This is a genomic window from Paraburkholderia unamae (assembly GCF_003096875.1).
In the GTDB taxonomy this organism is placed as follows: Bacteria; Pseudomonadota; Gammaproteobacteria; order Burkholderiales; family Burkholderiaceae; genus Paraburkholderia; species Paraburkholderia unamae.
Genome location: NZ_QEOB01000012.1, coordinates 313,763 through 334,466, shown reverse-complemented (window position 1 = coordinate 334,466; position 20,704 = coordinate 313,763). Strand labels below are relative to the sequence as shown.

Below are 20,704 nucleotides of genomic sequence, written 5' to 3'. Positions count from 1 at the left end.
CAGTCGCTCACTCAAAGCTGACAGGTTCTGAATAAATTCAAAAACCTGACTTACTTTAGTGTGAGACTCTTGATACTTTCGCTACTCCCGACTTCATTCCGAAGAACAAGGTCAGGCCGCGCCACCGCATCAAGCGCCCACACTTATCGGCTGTAAATTTTTAAAGAGCAATTCGTCTTAATCGCTGCGTTTTCGTTCGCAGCGATCAGCGAAGGAGGCGAATTATGCAGGTCGCTGAATCACCCGTCAAGCGATTATCGAAAAATAATTTCTGGGGCCGCTACGCTGATTATTTGACACGCAACCCCTGCCTCCCGACGCGCCTGCGAATGAAAATGCGTTGCCATGTATTGAACGCCCGCCATCGCCCCGGCACCGCATATTGGCGCCATCCCATTTCGTGAATCACAAGCGCTCAAGGGCAATCCGTTCGTGCCGGGCGTTCAGTTCAGCCCGCTCAAGAATTGTGCACGGTGGGCACCCGACCGCAAAAGGTAGCGCGCGGGGCGCTGCCCGGGCGACCCCGGCGATGTCGTCTGCTCGACGATCTTCGCCGACGTTTCTATCGACGGTGGGCGCTGGCGCGACGAGATCTTCGGCGCTGCGCCCCGCGTAAGCGCGTTCGATAGCGAGGCAGGGGCCGTCGCCACGGCCACCGAGACGTGGTACGGCGTCGTCGCAACTGCGGTAACTCGTGACGCCGCGTCCGGCGCGGCATGGTGTGGCTCAACACGCCACAAGCGGATCTTTGCTCAACCCTCGTGAGACGGCTACAGCCAGAACAGGCTAGGCCGCGAACTCTGCTCATTCGGGCTCGCCGCATGTCAGGAAAAAACGGGGGCCCGCCTCGCCTGAGCGCCTTCTCTCGTGCGGCGCCATGAGGGAATCTCATGCGGCCCATGAGGAGATTTCGATTGTCCGGCGAATTTGGGCTACCTACATTCCTTTCTCACACCGCACTGCGGAACAGCGGTCAATGCCCCGTTCGGGCACGGTGCAGCCCACCGCCTCTTTGAGGCAGCGTCATTCCCCAGGAGAGAATCGTGCAGAGTTTGAAACCCGGCAGACGGCAGGCCATGAAGATCATCGGCAGCACGCTCGGTGCCTGCGCGCTGCCAATGCCGTTCATTCAGACGGCCCGTGCGCAGGACCACAATTTTGCCGGCAAGACGCTTCGTCTTCTAACCTGGTCGGACGATACCGGCGCGGCCGCTCTGCGCAATATCGCCCAGACGTTCAGCAAGCAAACCGGCGCAAAAGTCATCGCCGATCGCGCGGACGGCACATCGGGCATGGTTGCGAAGGTCAAGGCCGCAGGCGATCGCCCCACCTACGACGTGATTACGCTCGCAGGTGTCGGTGCGGCCGGTCTTGCCGACGCTGGACTGCTTGCCCAGCCCGACCTCGGCCGCCTGCCGAACCTCAAGGACGTGCCTGCGGCCTATCGCACAGGAGCGAACGGGTTTGGCGTCGCGTATCTGTTGTGGTCGGACGGGCTCGTCTACAACACCTCGACAGTGAAAACGCCGCCAGCGAGCTACGAATCGCTTTGGGATTCAAAGTACTCAGGGCGCCTGTTCCTGCCGCCGCCGGAATGGGCCGAAGCCGTCGACCTGACGATCATTGCGGCCAAACTCGCGGGAGGATCGCAGCAGAACATCGAGCCAGGCTTTCGCAAGCTCGGTGAACTGAGGGAGCGCGTGATGACGCTCGGCGAGAATCCGAACCAGGTCGCCGACCTCTTTCGTACGGGCTCGCTTGATATCGGCGGCATCTATTCGGCTGCGTTCTTCCCCGACCAGATCCGCAAGCCCGAGTACAACCTGGGCATCACGTACGGCATGAAAGAGGGCTTCGCGACGCAACTGATGTTTACGGTGATTCCGAAAGCGCATCCCGGTGACCTCGACCTCATTCACGCGTTCATCAACCACTCGCTCGACGCGGGTGTTCAGGGGCGTATGGCGGCCGACGTGCTGAATGGCCCCGTCAACGCCCGTGCGGTGATTCCCGCTGAAAGCCGCGCATTCGTGCCGTCACCGAAACAGATCGCCGAAAAGGCCATACTGCACGACGACAAGGCACTCGCTGCCGTACAGGCCGCGTGGATCAAGCGCTACACCGGTCTCTTCGCTGCCTGACGTCATGTCTGCCCTTTCATCAGCCGCAGCACAATCCGCCGGACCGCGTGCGTGCCGGGGGCGCGACCGGCCAGCGCTCGCGCGCATGCCGCCCTGGCTGCTGCTCGCGCCGATCCTCGTCGTGCTTGCCGTTCTTGTTGCCGCCTCGCTCGTCGTGCTGCGCATGAGTTTCGGTGTGCCAGGCAACGAATGGCACACGTTCACGCTGCAAAATTACGCGGATCTCGCTGACGCGTACTTCCTCAAGTCACTCTGGCTCACGGTGCGGCTCGCGTTCGAGAGCACGGTCTGCGCCATGCTGCTGGCAACTCCCGTTGCGCTGGCGATGGCGCGCACCGAATCGCGGCTCGCACGCCGCCTCATGCTGGCCTTGGTGCTGCTGCCGCTGCTCGTCAACCTGCTGCTTCAGGGATATGGCTGGCTCGTGATCCTCGGCCCCGCAGGCGTGTTGAACCATGCATTGAAGGCGGCCGGGCTGGTGCAACGCCCTGTGATGTGGCTGTACCGCGAACAGGGCGTGCTGCTCGGTCTGATCCAGACCGCGTTTCCGCTCGGCGTGCTGCCGATGTCGAGCGCGCTGCGCGCCGTGTCGCGCTCGTTCGACGAAGCCTCCGCCACGCTCGGCGCTTCGCGCTGGCAAACGCTCCGGCACGTCACGCTGCCGCTCGCGATGCCCGGCATCGTGTCCGGCGCGCTGCTCGTGTTCGCGTACAACGCGAGCGCGTTTGCCGTGCCGCTCCTGCTCGGCGGCCGGCGTGTGCCGATGCTCGCGGTGCTCGTGCACGATCAGGTTGCCCCGCTGCTGAACTGGCCGGCCGCGTCGGCCTCGGGTATCGTGCTGATGGCTGCGACGCTCTCCGTGATGGCCGTGTCCCAGCGCCTCGCGCGCCGCCGGCAGCACACCGTGGAGCCCGGCCGATGAACCGCTTCCTGCCCGGTGCGGCGCTGCCCGGACGCCTCGGCCGCTCGACCGCATGGCTCGCCACCCTCGTTCTGTTTCTCGCCGCCCTGCCGATTCTCACGATGATCGTGATGTCATTCGGCACGGCCGACACGCTCGAGTTTCCGCCCGCGCATTTCGGCCTGCACTGGTACCGCGCGGCGTGGCGCACGTTCGTCTCGCCCGACGACACCGACGCGCTGTCGATGGGCGCGGCGCTCACCACGAGCCTCATCGTCGCCGTCGCCACGATGCTTGTCTCGACGCTGGCCGCCGTACCGGCCGCATATGCGCTCGCACGCTATCGCTTTCGCGGCCGCACGCTCGTCGAGCAACTGGTCGCGCTACCCATCGTCTATCCGGTCGTGATGCTCGGACTCGCGCTACTGCTCGTCTTCAACGCACTGCCCGTTGAGCTCGGCTTGCTGCGCCTCGTCACAGCGCACGTCATTCTCACGCTGCCGTTCACCGTCAAAAACTGTGCGGCGTCGGTGGCCGCGATCGGCCCCGAGTTCGAGGAAGCAGCCTGCCTGATGGGCGCGAGCCCCGGACGTGCGCTGTGCGACGTCGTGCTGCCGCTCATGAGGCCTGGCATTCTCGCCGGCATGTTGTTTGCCTTCATCGTGTCGTTCAACGAGTTCACCGTGACGTTCTTTCTCTACAACGTCGACACGATGACGCTGCCGGTCTGGCTCTATAGCCGGACCGTCTCGTCGCTCGACCCGACCGTATTCGCCTTTGCGGTCTTCATCGTCGCAATCGACTTCGCGCTGATCTGGCTGCTCGAAAAGCTCGTCGGTGACAACGGCGTCGCGCTTTAGGCGCCGGACACCCATATCGCCGCCCCCGACCAAGGAATGACGATGACCCAGCTGATACTGCAAGACGTGGCGAAGCGTTTCAACGATGCGTACGCCGTCGATCACGTGAACCTGAACGTCCCCGACGGCAAGCTCGTGTGCTTTCTGGGCCCCTCGGGCTGCGGCAAGACCACCCTGATGCGCATCATCGCCGGGCTCGAAACGCCCACGTCCGGCTCGATGACCTTTGCTGGCGAAGACCTGTTGCGCGTGAGCGCGAACCGGCGCAACTTCGGGATGGTATTCCAGTCGCTCGCGTTGTTTCCGCATATGACGGTCGCGCAGAATATTGCGTATCCGTTGCGCTTGCGCAGGACCGACGCGACCACGCAATCGCGCCGCGTTGCCGAGTTGCTCGACATGATCCGCTTGCCGCACGTCGCGAACCGCCTCGTCACGCAACTCTCCGGAGGCCAGCGCCAGCGCGTGGCGATTGCACGCGCGATCGCCACGTCGCCGCGCCTCTTGCTGCTCGACGAGCCGCTCTCGGCACTCGACGCGAAGCTGCGCGAGGCAATGCAGGTCGAGATCAAGCTGCTGCAACAACGGCTCGGGATCACCACGATCATGGTCACGCACGACCAGCGCGAAGCGATGACGATGGCCGACGAGATCGTCGTGATGGACAAAGGCCGGATCCAGCAGACAGGGCAGCCGCTCGACATCTATCGCAATCCCGTCAACGAGTTCGTCGCCGATTTCATCGGCCTCGGCAACATCCTGCCCGTTGAGGACGTCGGCAACGGCGAAATCATGCTGCGCGGCGGCCAGCGCCTCGCCGTAGCGAAAGCGGCGCACGCGGATGATGCTCGACGCGACATGCGTCTGCTGATCCGCCCGGAAGACGTGTGCCTGCGCTCGCGCGGCGACGCCGCAGCACCGAACACGCTTGCGGGCGTCGTGACGTTCGTGCGCGACGTGGGCGTTTCGATTGAAGCCACCATTGCGTGCGAAGGCTTCACCCTGACGGCCACCACGACACCGCGTGAATCGCCGGCCCTGCACACAGGAATGCCTGTTTTCGCCGAACTGCCGCCGCATGCCTGCAAGCTCATTGCCGCCCGCCCAGCCGCCTGAGCGCAGCGGCGAAACCCTCTCCTGCCAGAGCCTCCCAAGGACATAGCCCACCATGAACATCTCCGCCCAATCCACTCACCCCGCCCGGGGGCTGCTCGCCCGCGCCGCTGTCACGTTTGCCTGCCTGAGCGCGCTCACCGTCGCACCGTTCGCACAAGCCGACACCCTCGATACGATCGCGAAGTCCGGAGTCGTGCGGATCGGCGTGTTCGAAGACTACCCGCCATTCGGCTCGATCGGCCCCGACATGCAGCCGCAGGGCTATGACATCGACATGGCCACGCTAATCGGCAAGGCACTCAATGCGAAGGTCGAGCTTGTCCAGGTAACGGGCGACAACCGCATGGCCTACCTCGCGGACCACAAGGCGGACATGCTGCTGTCGGTCGGCCAAACGCCGGAGCGCGCGAAGGTCATCGACTTCTCGCAGGCGTATGCGCCGTACTACCTCGCCGTGTTCGGGCCGAAAAGCCTTGCCGTGAAAAGCTCGGCCGATCTTGCGGGCAAGACCATCGCCGTGGCGCGCGGCACGCTGGAAGACCTGAGCGTGACGAAGGTCGCGCCAGCAGGCGCGACGCTCAAGCGCTTCGACGATCCGAACGGCGCGATCTCAGCGTTCCTCTCCGGCCAGGCGCAGTTGCTCGTCGTCGGTAACGACGTGGGCGCGACCATCATCGCGCGTCACCCGTCCATCGACCCCGAACAGAAGTTTTCACTCTTTAGTTCACCCGATCATGTCGGTCTGAACAAGAACGAGCCGCGCCTGATGCAGAAAGTGAACGATGCGATCTCGGGCGCGAAGAAGAACGGCACGCTCAATACGATCTCGCAAAAGTGGTTGCGCACACCGCTGCCCACGGACCTGTGAGGCCGAGCAGCCGTCTTGCTTCCGGTGTTCGAGAGGCCCCGCGTAACCCGTCGCGGGCGCTCGGCAGCGCCATTCCCGGCGCTAGTGGCACCGTCATGCGTGGCCCGGAAGTCATCTCGCAGACGTTGGTAGATGACGTCACGTACACGGCGACCTAACTGTTTCTTTGGATAGCGCCGCACCGGCTGAAGCGGCGCATCAGCATTTATGCACCGATCTGGTGAATAACGTCCGAAATGAGGCCAATGCCCGCGCAACGATTCCATGGACTGCCCGTTAGACTCCCCGTGAACAAGCGCAACGCATGAAGTTGGCGCAGTCCTTGCTTAGCCCACGGCACGCTCGTGCTTGACGTCAATTGCGGGCGACAGACCTCTTTGGAAATCCCACGATGGAAAACAAGACCCAATCACTTCAACGTCGTCGTTGGCTCGCTGCGCTCCTGGCCGTTCCCGCGCTGACCGTTTTCGCGGCACAAGCGGCCAACGCCGACGCGCTCGACGCCATCACCAAACGCGGCACGCTACGCGTCGCCGTCCCGGAAGACTATCCGCCGTTTGGTGCCGTTGGCCCGGACATGCAGCCGCAGGGCTACGACATCGACATGGCCGCACTGCTGGCGAAGTCGATGAAGGTCAAGCTACAGCTCGTGCCCGTCAACAGCGCAAACCGGATTCCCTATCTGCAAACCGACAAGGTCGACCTCGTCATCTCATCACTAGGCAAGACGCCGGATCGCGAGAAGGTCATCGATTTTTCACAGGCCTATGCCCCCTACTTTCAGGGCGTTTTCGGGCCTGCCGATATCAAGGTCGGCGGCCCGGCGGACCTGACCGGCAAGACCGTCGGCGCGACGCGCGGCGCGCTCGAGGAAGTTGCGCTCACGAACATGGCACCCAACGCCACCATCCGCCGCTTCGATGATAACAACGCCACAATCCAGGCTTTTCTCTCCGGCCAGGTGCAGTTGATCGCCGCAGGCAATATTGTCGCCGCGGCGATTCTCGCCAAGCACCCGCCGCGCGAACCGCAGATGAAGTTCGTCATCAAGGACTCGCCGTGCTTCGTCGGCCTCGACAAAAACGAGCCGCAACTGCTCGCCAAGGTTAACGCGACCATCGAGCAGGCGAAAAAAGACGGCTCGCTCCAGGCGATGTCGAAGAAATGGTTCGGCCAGCCCTTGCCAGCCAATCTTTGACGTCCCCCGCCGCCACGCGCGGCGGGCGCTTTCACCGCTGTGCAACCCTCGTTCCTTCATGAGTTATCAGCTTCAGTTCGGCGACCTCGGCGCCTATACCAGCATGTTCGCAAGCGGCGCGGCCGTCACAATCGCGCTCACTGCGGCCTCGACGGTACTCGGCATCAGCCTCGGCGTTGCGGGTGCCGCTGCGTACCAGAGCCCCCGTGCGATGCCGCGCGCAGCCGTTCATGCCTACGTGGAGGCGATCCGCAACACGCCTTTTCTCGTCCAGCTCTTCTTCGTATTCTTCGGGCTCCCTGCCCTTGGCGTGCACATCGGCGAATATACGGCGGCCGTTCTGGCCATGACGTTGAACCTCGGCGCGTACTCCGTGGAAATTCTGCACTCAGGCATTGAGGCCGTGCCGCGCGGACATCGCGAGGCTGCTGCGGCGCTGGCGATGTCGCGCCGCGAAACGTTTGTACACGTGCTCCTTCCACAAGCGTTCGCAAAGGTGTTCCCTGCTCTGGCGAGTCAGATCGTCATCACGATGCTTGGCTCGGCGGTCGTCTCGCAAATCTCAGTCGCGGATCTCACGTATGCGGCAAGCTATGTGCAGTCGCGCAATTTCCGCGCTTTCGAAACGTATTTCCTCATCGCCGGCATCTACCTTGTCATGGCGCTCCTCTTACGCGGCGCGCTTAACGCCGCCGGCCGGCGCTTGTTCACGCGCAACGTACGAGGCGCGCGATGATTGAATTCACATTCGCTCAGATCGTCGAGGGTTTGCTCCTGGCCGCGCGTTGGACCGTCCTGCTCTCGCTCGTCTCGTTCGCGACCGGCGGCGCGGCAGGGTTGCTGCTCCTCGTGATGCGCGTATCCAACTCCTTCGTGCTGCGCTCGGTCGTGCGCATTTATATCGAGGTGTTCCAGGGCACACCGTTGCTGATGCAGCTCTTTATCGTCTACTTCGGGTTGCCGTTGCTAGGCATAGACGTCTCCGCATGGACGGCTGCCACGCTCGGCCTCACGTTCTTCACCAGCGCCTATCTCGCCGAGATCTGGCGCGGCTGTGTGGAGGCGGTGCCGAAGGGCCAGTGGGAGGCGTCGTCCAGTCTCGCCATGGGATATTTCGAGCAAATGTGGCACGTGATCCTCCCGCAAGCCGCGCGCATCGCCATAGGCCCCACCGTGGGTTTCGGCGTTCAGGCCATCAAGGACACGGCGCTGGTGTCGATCATCGGTTTCGCCGAACTCACAAAGGCCGGCACACAGATTTCGAACGCAACGTTTCGCCCGTTTCTCGTCTACGGACTCGTTGCGCTGATTTATTTCGCCCTGTGCTATCCGCTGACGCGGTTTGCGCGGGCGCTTCAAAGGAAATGGCATGCCGCTCGTTAAAGCCGAGGGCGTCGAAAAGCAGTACGGCGCCCACCATGTACTCAAGGGAATCGACCTCGCCGTCGAGCGCGGCCAGGTCGTCTGCATCATCGGACGCAGCGGTTCCGGCAAAAGCACCTTGCTGCGCACGCTGAACGGACTCGAAAGCATCGACGCGGGATCGATCGAAATCGACGGCGAACACGTCGATGCGCGGCACGCGGACCTGCGCGCGCTGAGACTGAAGGTCGGCATGGTCTTTCAGCAATACAACCTGTTTCCGCATCTGAGCGCCGGCGAGAATGTGATACTTGCGCAAAAGGTCGTCAAGAAGACGTCACGCAAGGAGGCGCGCGCAATCGCGCAGGAGATGCTGGAGCGTGTTGGCCTCGGCGGCAAATTCGACGCGTATCCGGATCAACTCTCGGGCGGACAACAGCAGCGCGTCGCCATTGCACGCGCGCTCGCCATGAAGCCGAGCGTACTGCTCTGCGACGAGATCACGTCGGCGCTCGACCCCGAACTGGTGGGCGAAGTGTTGGGTGTTGTGGAAAACCTGGCGCGCGAGGACATGACGCTCATCATGGTCACCCATGAAATGCGCTTCGCGCGAGCGGTCAGCGACACCGTGGTGTTCATGCACGAAGGCCGAGTGTGGGAAAGCGGACCGCCCGAGGAAATTTTCGGCAGCCCGTCGACAGTGGAATTGCGGCGCTTCATTCAGTGACACGATGGCTCGGCGTGCAAGTTCCTTGAAGCCGATAGGCGCTTCGCAGATGCAGCGTTGAACGGGCGAATCGTGCCAGCCGACGCCGCAGCCAATGGTGTCCATTAATCAGCAAGCCTGTCTTTCTGCCCACACGCTCACGCACGTCAACGTGACAGAGCCGATGCGAACGTTCAGCCTCCAGCCGGAAGCCTGACCAGTAAGCCGTTCGACTCGGCACGAAGCACGGAAAGACCGTTGCACCTGCGTTCGTGGCCCGATATGCCTGCGCGAACCACGCTTCAACTCACGAACGGCAGTTTGCTATGGCGCGCCTGTGCCAGCATCGAAACGGTGATCTTGCGCACTTCCAGCTTGCTCTGCGTCACATGCGCGCGCAGCAGGATGGCCGCTTCGGCAAGCTTGCCGCGCTCGATCAGCGTGAGCATGGTCGCGTGCTCGTCGTAGGTCGCGTCGGTGCGATGCGGCTTGAGGAAATCGAGCCGCCGCACGATGCGGATACGTTCCGTCACTTCGTTGTGAACGCGCAGCATTTCCGCGTTGCCGGTCGCTTCGACCAGACCGCGATGAAAGCTCTCGTCGAGCCGGAACATGCGCGCGGGGTCGCTCTCGCGCAATTCGGGCGCGACGCACCAGACTGCCTTGAGCGTGTCGATGACGCGATGCGACGGCCCTGCGCTCGCCACGCGTTCGATGGCGGCGAGTTCCAGCACGATGCGCAAATCGTAGAGCTGATCGAGACGATCGAAATCGATGTCGCACACTTTCCAGCCGCGCCGGAAACCCACTTCCAGATAGCCCTCGCGTAGCAGACGGAACAGCGCGTCGCGCATCGGCGTGCGTGAAACGCCGTAGTGTTGCGCGATGTCGGTTTCCGAAAAACGGTCGCCGGGAAAGAGCCGGAAGTCGAAGATGTCGTGCTTGAGTTGCAGATACACCTGCTCCGCCAGCGGATTCGCGCCATATACGACTTTCGCCGCGCCTGAGCTCGCGTCCCCGATCGCGTCTTCGTTTGCCTCCACGGTCGCGTCATCCGACGCCTGTGAATCGGCCTGTTTCGCGTCGATCTGCCGTTTGGGTTCGATGACCGTTCTCCTGCGCGCGTTTGCGTGCCAAGCGTGGATTAACCGAGGGTTGCGTAAGCTGCCAGCGCATCCGGCGCGTCGATCAGACTCACGTGCGCCGCAACGATGATCCAGCCGCCGAACGCCGCATCAGGCGCACCAAGCCGCGCCCACGTCTGCATCTGGCGGCCAACGAGCGGCGTGGCGTCGCTGGTGAATTCGGTGCTCACGGTCGCGTAGTCTCGATCGAACGTGGTCACCACCGTGCGATGCCGCTTTCGCGACTTCGGCACCGGCGCGCACGATTCGCGCCACGCGCGCACGGCCGCGCCGCCGTGCTGGATTTCGGCGATGCCGTAGCGCACCGTCTCGGGCGCGTCCCAGAACAACACGTTCATGGCAGCGACGTCGTTGTCGATCAGCGCGCGTTCGTAGGCTTCGAACGCCGCCGTCACCTGGGCGACGATGGCCGGATCGTCGATCACCGGTATGAGCTTGTGTTGCGTCATGTTGGATCGGACTCCAGAAGTTGCGCAAGCGTCGCGGTCCACCCGACGATGCCGCCTTGCGAGCGGATCATCGCGAGCGTCGCGTCCTTGAATGCGGGAATGTAGCTCGCTGTGGCGTCCTCGATCACGAGGCAGTCGTAGCCGCGGTCGTTCGCCTCGCGCATCGACGTCTGCACGCACACCTCGGTCGTGACGCCCGCAAACACCAGATGCGTGGTGCCGCGCGTGGCGAGTTCCTCGCCGAGCCGCGTCGCGTAGAACGCGCCCTTGCCCGGCTTGTCGATCACGAGTTCGCCGCCGATGGGCGCGAGCGCGTCGACGATCGCGTTACCGGGCTCGCCGCGCACGAGAATGCGGCCCATCGGACCCATGTCGCCGATGCGCGCGCTCGGCTGCCCGCGCAAACGTTTCGCGGGCGGGCAGTCCGACAAATCCGCCGCATGCGATTCACGCGTATGCACGACGAACCAGCCGCGCTCGCGCGCGTGCCGCAACAGCCGCGCGACGTCGGGCACGATGCCGCCCAGCAGCGACACGTCGTTGCCGAGCGCCGCGCCGAAGCCGCCGGGCTCGATGAAATCGCGCTGCATGTCGATCACCACGAGCGCGGTCTTTGACGCCTCGTACGAGAAAGGAGAAGGCAACGCGCCAGCAAGAATCGGCATGGTCGATCAACCCTTGTAAGTGCGTTCGGGCGCGGGGAAACCGCACGAGGTGCCGTCGGTCACGCGCACCTCGCTTTCCCACGGCAGACGATACTCGCCGCGCACCATGTCCTGCATGAAGGTGTACGGGCAGTCCCTCGCACCGCCCTTCACGGCCACATAGCCGCGGTGGCCGAACTGATAAATATTGTTCTCGACGCCCCAGTGCGCGCGCGCCTCGCGCACGAGGTCGGGCCGCATCTCGCAGGTGATGATCTCGTCGGGACGATGGCTGCCGTCCACCATCACGGTGCCGTCGAAATCGCAGAACATGCCTTCGCCCATCGAGTCGAACGTGCCGTCGCTACCGCACAGGCACACGCTCGCGGTTTGCGCTAGATTCTGGAACGCATTCGACTGATTGGTGATGCGCCACGCGTGCCGGATCGGCGCCGTATAGCCCGCCGTACGCAGGATCACTTCCGCGCCCTTGTACGCGGCTTCGCGCGCCATCTCCGGAAACATGCCGTCGTGGCAAATGACGAGACCGAGTTTCACGCCGCGCGGTCCCACGCACACCGGCACGCCGAGATTACCCGGCTCCCACGGCTCGACGGGCACCCACGGATGCAGCTTGCGGTAATACAGCTGGATCTCGCCCTTATCGTCGATGATGAGGCCGCTGTTGTACGGATTGCCGTGCGGGTTGCGCTCCATGATCGAGAAGCAGCCCCAGATGCGAAACGCCACGCACGCGGCCTTGAACGCGGCCACTTCGGGGCCGTCCAGCGTGCACATGATCGCGTCGTCGGTGCGCATGGAAAGGCCGTGCAGCGCGTATTCGGGAAACACCACGAGATCCATCGCCGCGTTGTTGCGCCGCGCCTTGCCGACCAGATCGACGATGCGCTGCGTTTGTGCCGCGAGTTGCGCCGGTGTTTCGATATCGGGATTGCGCAGTTGCACGAGGCCGATCACCACGCCCGCAGGCGAGCGGTTCAAGCCGCCGAGTCCACTCGAACTCATCGTTCAGGCTCCATGAAAAGCAGCGGACGGCACCGCCGCGTCGGGTTGACGATCGTCGCCGTGGCCGGCCATGTGGCGCCCGAGCACCACGCGGTCCGCGTTTTCCACGGGGGTTTCGAACACCAGCCTCCCTTGCGCGATCACGGCGATGCGGTCGGCCAGTTCCAGCAATTCGTCGAGGTCTTCGCTCACCAGCAGCACGGCCGCGCCGGAGTCGCGCGCGGCCAGAATGCGCGCGTGTATATCCGCGACCGAAACAAAGTCGAGCCCGAACACCGGATTGGCGACGATCAGGACGTCGACCGGCTGGCCGAGTTCGCGGGCGAGCACGGCGCGCTGCACATTGCCGCCGGAGAGCGTGCCGATCGCGCGGTCCGGCACCGGCGGCCGCACATTGAATTCGTCGATGCGCTGTTCGGCACGCTCGCGCATGGCGCGGCGGTTCAGCCGCCAGCCGCCCGCGCGCAGCGGCGCGCGATCGAAATCGCGCAGCGCGAGATTCTCGGCGATGCTCAAGTTCGCCACGCACGCGTTGCGCAGCGGCTCTTCCGGCAATGCGAACACGGACAAGCGCGTCATCGCTTCGCGCGTCGCGCGGTACGCCTCGCCCTTTACCCGCATCGCGCCCGACTGCACGCGGCGCTGCCCGACCAGCGCTTCGACCAGTTCCTTCTGGCCGTTGCCCGACACGCCCGCGAGCCCGAGAATTTCCCCGGCGCGCACGGCGAGCGACGCCTCGCGCACCGCGGCATGGCCACGATCGTCCACCACCGTCAGCTTCGACAGTTCGAGCGCGACCGGCGCATCGGCGGCGATCGGCTTGCGCGCGGGCTGTCCATCGTCGATGCCGGCCGTGGCGCGCGCGTCGACACTGTTATCGCCGCCCATCATCCAGGAAGCCAGGCGATCGCGATCGGTGTCGCGCACGGCGCAACTGCCCACGAGACGCCCCTTGCGCAACACCGTGACATCGTCGGCATAGGCCATCACTTCCCGGAACTTATGCGTGATCATCAGCACGGTCAGCTCGTTACGCGTGGCGAGATCGCGCATCAGGCCGAGCACCTCGTCGGCTTCCTGCGGCGTCAGCACGGAAGTCGGCTCGTCGAGTATCAGCAAGCGCTGCCGCAAATACAACTGCTTGAGAATCTCCAGCTTCTGCTTTTCGCCGGCCGCGAGACCCGACACCGGCGCGTCGAGCGCGAGGCGAAACGGCATGGTGTGCATGAACGCGTCCAGCGCCTTTCGTTCGGTATGCCAATCAATTTTAAACGGCAGCTTGCCGCGCGCGAGCAGCAGGTTTTCTTCGACCGACAAGCCCGCCGCCAGCGTGAAATGCTGATAGACCATGCCGATGCCGAGCGCCTGCGCGTCGCGCGGCGAGGCGATGCGCACCTCGCGCCCATCGGCGACGATCTGCCCGCTGTCGAGCACGCCGTAGCCCACGAGCCCTTTCACGAGCGTGCTCTTGCCCGCGCCGTTTTCGCCGAGCAAGGCGTGGACGGTGCCCGCGCGCACCTTGAGCGTGACGTCGTCGAGCGCGCGAAACGCACCGAAGCGCTTGCTCGCGCCGAGCACTTCGATGCCAAGCGCGCCGCCGCGGGACGGCAGGGGTTTCATGCTGGCGAGCGTGGACATGATCAGCGTCCCAGCGTCGCGAGCAGCGCATGCGAATCCGACACGGTACCGAACACGCCGCCTTGCATCAGCACCATGTTCAGCGCCGCGTCGTGATTGCCCTTGTCGGTCGCGCCGCAGCAGTCCGCGAGGATCGTGCATTCGAAACCACGATCGTTCGCCTCGCGCATCGTCGTGTGCACGCATACGTCGGTGGTGATGCCCGTGAGCACCAGATTGACGATGCCGCGCGTGCGCAGGACGAGTTCGAGATCGGTCGCGCAGAACGAGCCCTTGCCCGGCTTGTCGATGACGATCTCGCCCGGCAGCGGCGCGAGATCGTCGATGATCTCCCAGCCCGGCTCGCCCCGCACGAGAATCTTGCCGCATGGACCATCGTCGCCGATGCCGACGCCGTTCGTGCCCGCGCGGCGGCTACGCCAGCGCTTGTTCGCGGGGAGATCGGAGAGATCGGGCCGATGCCCCTCGCGCGTGTGGATGATCGTGAAGCCTTGCGCGCGCATCGCGGCGAGCACGCGCTGGATCGGCCCGATCGGCGCGCGCGTGAGCGAGAGGTCGTAGCCCATCTTGTCGACATAGCCGCCGATCCCGCAGAAGTCGGTCTGCATGTCGATAATGACGAGCGCAGTGTTGTCGGCGCGCAGCGCGCCGTCATAAGGCCACGGATAAGGACGGGCGTCGATGAAACGGGTCATGTCGGTCTCCGGTGAGACGGATGGATTCGAAGGCGAAGGAAAACGTCAGCGCGTGAGACTCAGCTCGCCGGGCGCGCCCGCGAGCGTGCGATCCGGCCGGCAGTTGACGATCATGATCGCGAGCGTCAGCACATAGGGCGCGGCGTTGAAAAGGTAATAGCCGCTCGTCACGCCGATCGCCTGCAACGCGGGACCGAGTGCGCCCGCCGCGCCGAACAGCAGCGCCGCCCACAGGCAACGCAGCGGCTGCCAGCGCGCGAAGATCACGAGCGCGACCGCCATCAGCCCCTGGCCGCTGGACAGCCCTTCGTTCCAGCTGCCCGGATAGACGAGCGACAGATACGCGCCGCCCACGCCCGCGAAGAACCCACCGACCGCCGTCGCGACGATGCGCACGCGCGTGACCGCATAGCCCATCGCCCGCGCGCTCTCCACGTTCTCGCCGACGAGGCGCAGCGTCATGCCCCAGCGCGTCGAACGCAGCCCCCATTGCAGGACGAACGCCAGCGCCACGCCGATCAGAAACAGCGGGTTCACGTGCATGGCGTTATGCAGTTGCGGCGAGGCGCTCCACGCGCCGAAATCGAACGAGCGCAGCATCGGCGCCTGCGGCTCGATGAACGGCTTGCCGAGATAGAACGCAAGACCGGTGCCGAACAGCATCAGCGCAATGCCGAACGCGATGTCCGACACGCGCGGCAACGAACAGATCAGGCCGTGCAGACAGCCGAGCAGCAGGCCCGCGCCGCCCGCGATGAGCACGCCTGCCCACGGCGAGCCGGTCAGATACGCGCCCGCGTAACCGCTCATCGCGCCCGACACCAGAATGCCTTCGAGGCCGAGATTCACGCGCCCGCCCTTCTCGGTCAGGCATTCGCCGAGGCTCACGAACAGATACGGCGTGCTCACGCGAATAGCGCCCGCGACTAGCGAGAGCATCAGCACGGCAAACGGCGATTGCAGATCAGGCATGAGTTTGCTCCAGCGAAGGCGAGACTTCGGATTGCGCCGCGGCCTGAAGCTTCACGCGCCACGCGGCGAGGCGTCCGCCCAGCGCTTCCCACGCGAGGAGGTTCGCGAACAGCAGACCTTGCAGAACCAGCGTGGTCGCGTCGGGCAGATCGAGACGACGTTGCAGCAGACTGCCGCTCGCCTCGATGCCGCCGATCATCACCGCGCACACGACGATCGCGAGCGGATTCTGGCGCGCCGCGAACGCGACAAGGATGCCCGCGTAACCGTAGCCCGCCAGCAGCGAGGCGTTGGCGCTGCCCTGCACCGCCGCCACTTCGAACATGCCCGCGAGGCCCGCGGCCGCACCGCCCAGCACGCACGCGGTCAACGCGAGTGAATTCACCGGCAGGCCGACGAGGCGCGCGGCGCGCGCATTGCCACCGGTCACGCGCATCGCGAAGCCCTTGGTGCTATGACGCACGAACACCCACGCCGCCACGCACGCGAGCGCGCCCCAAAACAGACCCCAGTGCACGTCGAGCCCCGGCAGCGAACCGATCGAAAACGCGTCGGGCAACGCGGGCGTGGACGGCTTGTTCAGGCTCGCGGGATCGCGCAGCGGCCCTTCCACGAGAAACTTGAACACGGCGATCGCGATATACGACATCAGCAGCGAACTGATCGTCTCGTTCACGCCGCGCCACTGGCGCAACGCGCCCACCGCGCCGATCCACGCGCCGCCCACGAGCATGCCGGCCACCGCCATGAGCGGCGTCGCGACGAACCAGGGCGTGGCGGCCGGCAGCAGTTGCGGCATGAGCGCCGCCGCGAGGCCGCCGAGCGCGAGCGCGCCCTCCCCGCCGATCACGATCAGCCCGACCTGCGCGGGCAGCGCCACGCACAACGCGGTGAGCATCAGCGGCGCGGCGCGCAGCAAGGTGCTTTGCCACGCGAACGACGAGCCGAACGCGCCCTGCGCGATCAGCACGATCGCGTCGCCGGCCGGTTGCCCCTGGATCAGCAGGAACAGCGAAAACAGCAGCAACGTGCCGACGATCGCCGCGAGCGTCGGCAAGGCGGGCAGCACGCCGATCAGCACGCGGGCGGCGCCGACTGAAGTCACCGAGGAAGCGCGAGCGCGCATGATCTCTCCTTGCAAGGGGGTGCGAGCGTGGGCACGCGGCGGTTATGCGATGGCGCGCGACGTGGGCATCGACGTGGGCATCGATCAGATCTGGCCGACGACGCCCGCGACGAGGTAGTTCATGCTTTCGAGCGTGATATCGGTCTGCGCGTAGCTCGTGCCCGCCGCGATCGCCGCGCCGCCCTTGTTGTCCTTCAGCGGTCCCTTGAAAATCACGAACTGGCCGGCCACCATCTGCGCCTTGATCGTGTCGGCGCTCGTCCTCGCGGCGGGCGTGACCTTCGCGCCGTAAGGCGACATCTTCACGAAGCCTTCCTTCAGGCCACCGCGCAAAATGTTCGGCTGCGGCTTGCCCGCCTGCGCGTCGGCCACGAGCGTCCTGTACGGCGTCGCCCAGTCCCATTCGGCGCCGGTCAGATACCCCTTCGGCGCCAGCGCGGCCTGGCTCGCGTGGTAGCCGCAGCTCATCGCGCCGCGTTTCTCCGCCGTTTCGATCACCACCTTCGGACCATCGACATGGCAGGTCAGGACGTCGCAGCCTTGATCGACGAGACTGTTGGTCGCCTCGGCTTCCTTGACCGGCATCGACCAGTCGCCCGTGAAAATCACGTGCGTGGTGATCGACGGATCGACCGACTGCGCGCCGAGCGTGAACGCGTTGATGTTGCGCAGCACCTGCGGAATCGGCTTGGCGGCGACGAAGCCGAGCTTTTTGCTCTTGCTCATGTGACCCGCGACCACGCCGTTGAGGTACTGGCATTCGTCGATATAGCCGAAGTAGCTCGCGATATTGGGCGGATTGCCCGGCTTCCAGAGTCCGCCGCAATGCGCGAAGCGGATCTTCGGATACTTCGCGGCCATCTTCAGCACGTGTGGATCGAAATAGCCGAACGAGGTCGCGAAGATCAGCGTCGCGCCGTCCTGCTCGATCATCGCTTCCATCGACTTCTGCACCGCGACCGTTTCCGGCACGTTCTCTTCCTCGACCACCTTCACGTTCGGCAACTTCTTGATGACCGCCGTGGCCTGCGCCTGCGCCTGGTTGTAGCCGTAATCGCCCTTCGAGCCGACGTAGACCACGCCGACCGTCAGCTTGTCGGCGGCGAACACGCTTTCGAGCGGCAGCAGGCTGCCGAGCGCGAGCGCGCCGGCCTGTTTGATGAAGTCGCGGCGTTGGGTCATGGTGTGGATTCCTTGAGTGGGTCGTTCACTGCGTTCGGGTTTCACTACGTTTTGGAATGGCGGATCGGAGACGTCAGGCATGCGGTGGCGGCGCGCGGTGCGCAACGTGATGTGCCAGATACGCGCGCCAGCCGCCATACGCGGTGATGTCGACGGCGCCCGCGCTGGCGGCGACGGCGCACGGCTCGCAGACAAAGCCCTTCACAATGCGTCCGTCGAAGGTGTCGAGCGAGCCGATCGCGAGCGGCGCGGGCACGGCGGCCACGAACGCGCCGAACGTGCGCAGCGGCACCTCCCAGAGTTCGATGTCGATGGCCTCGCCTTGCGAGCCCTCCACAGCGTCGCGCTGACGCACGAGGCCGGGCTTCGGTGGCGCGGTGCCTGCCAGCGCATAGAGCCGGTAGCACGGCGCCGTCGTCGTCGCTTCGAGAAAGCGCGCGCCGGCCTGCCGGAGTTGCCAGTTCAACGGCTCCCCGCGCAAATGCGCGCCGACCACGGCAAGCGTGACGGTCGGTTCCTGGAGCGGCAGCGGCTGCGCGGCGATTGCGTCGGCAGCGCGCGCGTCGGCGGCGTTGTCGAAGCACGCCTGAATGCGCGCGCCGAGCACCGCAAGCTGCTGGTCGGCGCCCGAGCGCGCGATCAGCGTGACGCCCGCGGGCAAGCCGTCGGCGCGCGGCGCACCGGGCACGGCGAGCGCGCACCAGTCGAGCAGATTGACGAAGTTCGTGTACACGCCCAGGCGGCTGTTCACCTCGACGGGATTCGCCTCTACCTCGGCGATGGTCGGATGCGTCGGCGTGGTCGGCACGATCAGCACGTCGGCATGCTCGAACAGCGCCTCGGCGTCGCGCTTCAGGGCCGCGAGCGCGTACTGGCCGTCGAACGCCGCGGCGGCGTCGAAACGCGCCGCCTGGCCGATCACCTTCGCCACGGTCGGGTCGATGTCCGCGCGATGCGTGTCGAAGAAGTCGCCGAGCGCGGCACGCCGCTCCGCCACCCACGGCCCGTCGTAGAGCAGCGCCGCGACCTGCTGCAACGGCGCGAACGCGAACGTCGAAGGCGTGAGCGCGAGATGCGCGGCGATGCCGTCGAGCGTCGCGGCGAACGCGCCGGCCGCGCGATCGTCGCCGAAGAACGTCAGCGTGTCCGGCACGGCGATGCGCAGCGGCGCGTGCTGCAAGCCGCGCGAGGCGAGCCGCTTGGCGTAACCGTCGCGCGCGTCGAAGGCGGCAAGGCGGTCGAGCACCGTCCATGCGTCGGCGACGTCGTGCGCGAACACGCAGAGCGTGTCGAGCGTGCGGCACGCCGGCACCACGCCACGCTTGCTCACGAGGCCGAGCGACGGCTTGAGGCCGACGAGTCCGTTGAAGCCCGCCGGCACGCGCCCCGAGCCCGCCGTATCGGTGCCCAGCGAAAACGCGACGATGCCCGCCGCGGCCGCGATCGCCGAACCCGAACTGGAGCCGCCGGAAACGTACGCGTCGCGCTCGATCTGACGCACCGCGCCGTAGGGCGAACGCGTGCCGACGAGGCCGGTCGCGAACTGATCGAGATTGGTCTTGCCGACGAGGATCGCGCCCGCCTCCAGCAATCGCGCGACCGCGAACGCGGTTTCGTCGGGCGTGTAGGCAAACGCTTCGCAAGCGGCGGTTGTCGGCAGGCCCGCGACATCGATATTGTCCTTGACCGCGAACGGCACGCCGAACAGCGGCATGCGCGCGAACAGCGCCGGGCCTTCGTCGGCGAGCAACGCTTCGAGTTGCGCCGCGCGCGTGACGAGATCGGCCTCGGACACGCGCAGGATCCACGCTTCGGGACGATGCGTGGTCGCGAGACGTTGCAGCACGGTAGCGACGATGTCGCGCGGCGAGATCTCGCCGCGGCGATAGGCGTCGAGCAGGGCGTGAACCTTCAACACAGCGGTGCGTGGCATGAGTTCAATCTTGAATACAAGATGAAGTGCGCCACGCAGCATCCATGCCAGATGCGATAAAGCGAGCGGCAAACGCTTGTCCGCACAAGCTTTTCGGGCAATCGACAGCGTGTCGATCCAGCGATTTACCGCGAAGATCGCGCGCCATCGTGGGCCGTTTCATGTTGCCGGGCGGTGCAGCGATTCACGTTGCCAGTGCACGGCGGCGGCGCCTCGCACTGGCGCGGCGCGCCACGCTTCAGGGCATTCTCGCCACGCCGGGTCGCTGCGCGTACATCGGGCAAGCGCTGCCAGGGTGCAGACGCGTCGCGTCGCAGCCGCATTCGGCGTTAGCTGTCATTCAAGAAAATTTTCGGGGTTGGCATTGCCCCAGTACCGTCCAGACCGATCCCACCAAACGAGCGGTAGAGACTACTGTTGCCACCTGAGATTGCAACAGCAGCGACGCGCACGCGTAAAGGTACCCCCGACCACCCCATCGAGTTTCGGCGAGAACTCGCCAAGCTGGCATGTGAACCGGTTGTCTCGGTCGCACGACTGGCTCAGGAACACGGGCCGAATTGACATCGATCGTTGCAGAACGGCCGATTGACTCTTGGAACCTGCCGGATGCTACGCGATACGGCAAGCGAGCGGCGAGGAGCAAACAGCAAAAGCAAAAGATTGACTCCTGCGATATTGGTCATAGGATTAAAAGGAGTCTCCCCTGGTTCGTTGAGTTTTCTCGTCTATGCTTTTTGGC

Annotated in this window: 19 protein-coding genes and 2 pseudogenes; 11 read left to right on the top strand and 10 right to left on the bottom strand. The window is 65.0% G+C overall.

The window, feature by feature from the left end:
- Nucleotides 1-528: 528 nt before the first annotated feature.
- The 10 genes and pseudogenes from C7402_RS48340 to C7402_RS25540 form a co-directional block, all read left to right on the top strand.
- Nucleotides 529-765: pseudogene (locus tag C7402_RS48340) on the top strand (hypothetical protein); the annotation flags it as partial.
- A 278-nt stretch (nt 766-1,043) separates the two neighbouring features.
- Nucleotides 1,044-2,141, top strand: coding sequence for an extracellular solute-binding protein (locus C7402_RS25580; protein ID WP_116612642.1), 1,098 nt, complete (start codon nt 1,044-1,046; stop codon nt 2,139-2,141).
- A 4-nt stretch (nt 2,142-2,145) separates the two neighbouring features.
- The gene (locus C7402_RS25575; RefSeq protein ID WP_116612641.1) at nt 2,146-3,063 is read left to right on the top strand and encodes an ABC transporter permease; all 918 of its coding nucleotides are present in this window, start codon (nt 2,146-2,148) and stop codon (nt 3,061-3,063) included.
- Nucleotides 3,060-3,902 carry an ABC transporter permease gene (locus C7402_RS25570; protein ID WP_116612640.1) on the top strand — a complete coding sequence of 281 codons (843 nt, stop codon included), beginning with the start codon at nt 3,060-3,062 and terminating at the stop codon, nt 3,900-3,902. Before C7402_RS25575 ends, C7402_RS25570 begins: the two co-directional genes overlap by 4 nt.
- Nucleotides 3,903-3,944: 42 nt before the next feature.
- Nucleotides 3,945-5,018: an ABC transporter ATP-binding protein gene (locus C7402_RS25565; RefSeq protein ID WP_116612639.1), complete on the top strand. Its 1,074-nt coding sequence runs from the start codon at nt 3,945-3,947 to the stop codon at nt 5,016-5,018.
- Nucleotides 5,019-5,070: 52 nt separating this feature from the next.
- Nucleotides 5,071-5,886 (top strand): transporter substrate-binding domain-containing protein, encoded by an 816-nt coding sequence (locus C7402_RS25560; RefSeq protein ID WP_116612638.1) that lies wholly within the window; start codon nt 5,071-5,073, stop codon nt 5,884-5,886.
- Between the two features lie 391 nt (nt 5,887-6,277).
- Nucleotides 6,278-7,084, top strand: a complete 807-nt coding sequence (locus tag C7402_RS25555; RefSeq protein ID WP_112176825.1) for a transporter substrate-binding domain-containing protein — start codon at nt 6,278-6,280, stop codon at nt 7,082-7,084.
- Between the two features lie 58 nt (nt 7,085-7,142).
- The gene (locus C7402_RS25550; protein WP_116612637.1) at nt 7,143-7,820 is read left to right on the top strand and encodes an amino acid ABC transporter permease; all 678 of its coding nucleotides are present in this window, start codon (nt 7,143-7,145) and stop codon (nt 7,818-7,820) included.
- Entirely contained in the window at nt 7,817-8,467 is a 651-nt protein-coding gene (locus C7402_RS25545; protein ID WP_116612636.1) for an amino acid ABC transporter permease, read from the top strand. Before C7402_RS25550 ends, C7402_RS25545 begins: the two co-directional genes overlap by 4 nt.
- Nucleotides 8,454-9,173 (top strand): amino acid ABC transporter ATP-binding protein, encoded by a 720-nt coding sequence (locus tag C7402_RS25540; RefSeq protein ID WP_112176828.1) that lies wholly within the window; start codon nt 8,454-8,456, stop codon nt 9,171-9,173. Before C7402_RS25545 ends, C7402_RS25540 begins: the two co-directional genes overlap by 14 nt.
- A 281-nt stretch (nt 9,174-9,454) precedes the next feature.
- Here the strand turns inward: C7402_RS25540 and C7402_RS25535 are convergent, their stop codons facing one another.
- The 10 genes from C7402_RS25535 to atzF form a co-directional block, all read right to left on the bottom strand.
- Nucleotides 9,455-10,174, bottom strand: a complete 720-nt coding sequence (locus C7402_RS25535; RefSeq protein ID WP_116612661.1) for a GntR family transcriptional regulator — start codon at nt 10,172-10,174, stop codon at nt 9,455-9,457.
- Between the two features lie 122 nt (nt 10,175-10,296).
- Entirely contained in the window at nt 10,297-10,746 is a 450-nt protein-coding gene (gene hpxZ, locus C7402_RS25530; protein WP_116612635.1) for an oxalurate catabolism protein HpxZ, read from the bottom strand.
- Nucleotides 10,743-11,411 carry a cysteine hydrolase family protein gene (locus C7402_RS25525; RefSeq protein ID WP_116612634.1) on the bottom strand — a complete coding sequence of 223 codons (669 nt, stop codon included), beginning with the start codon at nt 11,409-11,411 and terminating at the stop codon, nt 10,743-10,745. Before C7402_RS25525 ends, hpxZ begins: the two co-directional genes overlap by 4 nt.
- Nucleotides 11,412-11,417: 6 nt before the next feature.
- Nucleotides 11,418-12,416 (bottom strand): formamidase, encoded by a 999-nt coding sequence (locus tag C7402_RS25520; protein ID WP_112176831.1) that lies wholly within the window; start codon nt 12,414-12,416, stop codon nt 11,418-11,420.
- A 3-nt stretch (nt 12,417-12,419) separates the two neighbouring features.
- Nucleotides 12,420-14,054, bottom strand: a complete 1,635-nt coding sequence (locus C7402_RS25515; RefSeq protein WP_116612633.1) for an ABC transporter ATP-binding protein — start codon at nt 14,052-14,054, stop codon at nt 12,420-12,422.
- Nucleotides 14,055-14,056: 2 nt separating this feature from the next.
- Entirely contained in the window at nt 14,057-14,749 is a 693-nt protein-coding gene (gene biuH / locus C7402_RS25510) for a biuret amidohydrolase (RefSeq protein WP_116612632.1), read from the bottom strand.
- A gap of 45 nt (nt 14,750-14,794) precedes the next feature.
- Nucleotides 14,795-15,721: an ABC transporter permease gene (locus C7402_RS25505; RefSeq protein WP_112176834.1), complete on the bottom strand. Its 927-nt coding sequence runs from the start codon at nt 15,719-15,721 to the stop codon at nt 14,795-14,797.
- Nucleotides 15,714-16,847, bottom strand: a complete 1,134-nt coding sequence (locus C7402_RS25500) for an ABC transporter permease (protein ID WP_112176835.1) — start codon at nt 16,845-16,847, stop codon at nt 15,714-15,716. The genes C7402_RS25505 and C7402_RS25500 overlap by 8 nt, the downstream gene beginning before the upstream one ends.
- Before the next feature lie 84 nt (nt 16,848-16,931).
- Complete coding sequence (locus tag C7402_RS25495) at nt 16,932-18,029, bottom strand: BMP family ABC transporter substrate-binding protein (protein ID WP_116612631.1); 1,098 nt, start codon at nt 18,027-18,029, stop codon at nt 16,932-16,934.
- 73 nt (nt 18,030-18,102) lie between these two features.
- Nucleotides 18,103-19,962, bottom strand: a complete 1,860-nt coding sequence (gene atzF, locus C7402_RS25490) for an allophanate hydrolase (protein WP_116612660.1) — start codon at nt 19,960-19,962, stop codon at nt 18,103-18,105.
- A 417-nt stretch (nt 19,963-20,379) separates the two neighbouring features.
- Here atzF and C7402_RS48200 point away from each other — a divergent pair.
- Nucleotides 20,380-20,523: pseudogene (locus tag C7402_RS48200) on the top strand (IS66-like element accessory protein TnpA); the annotation flags it as partial.
- Nucleotides 20,524-20,704 lie beyond the last annotated feature (181 nt).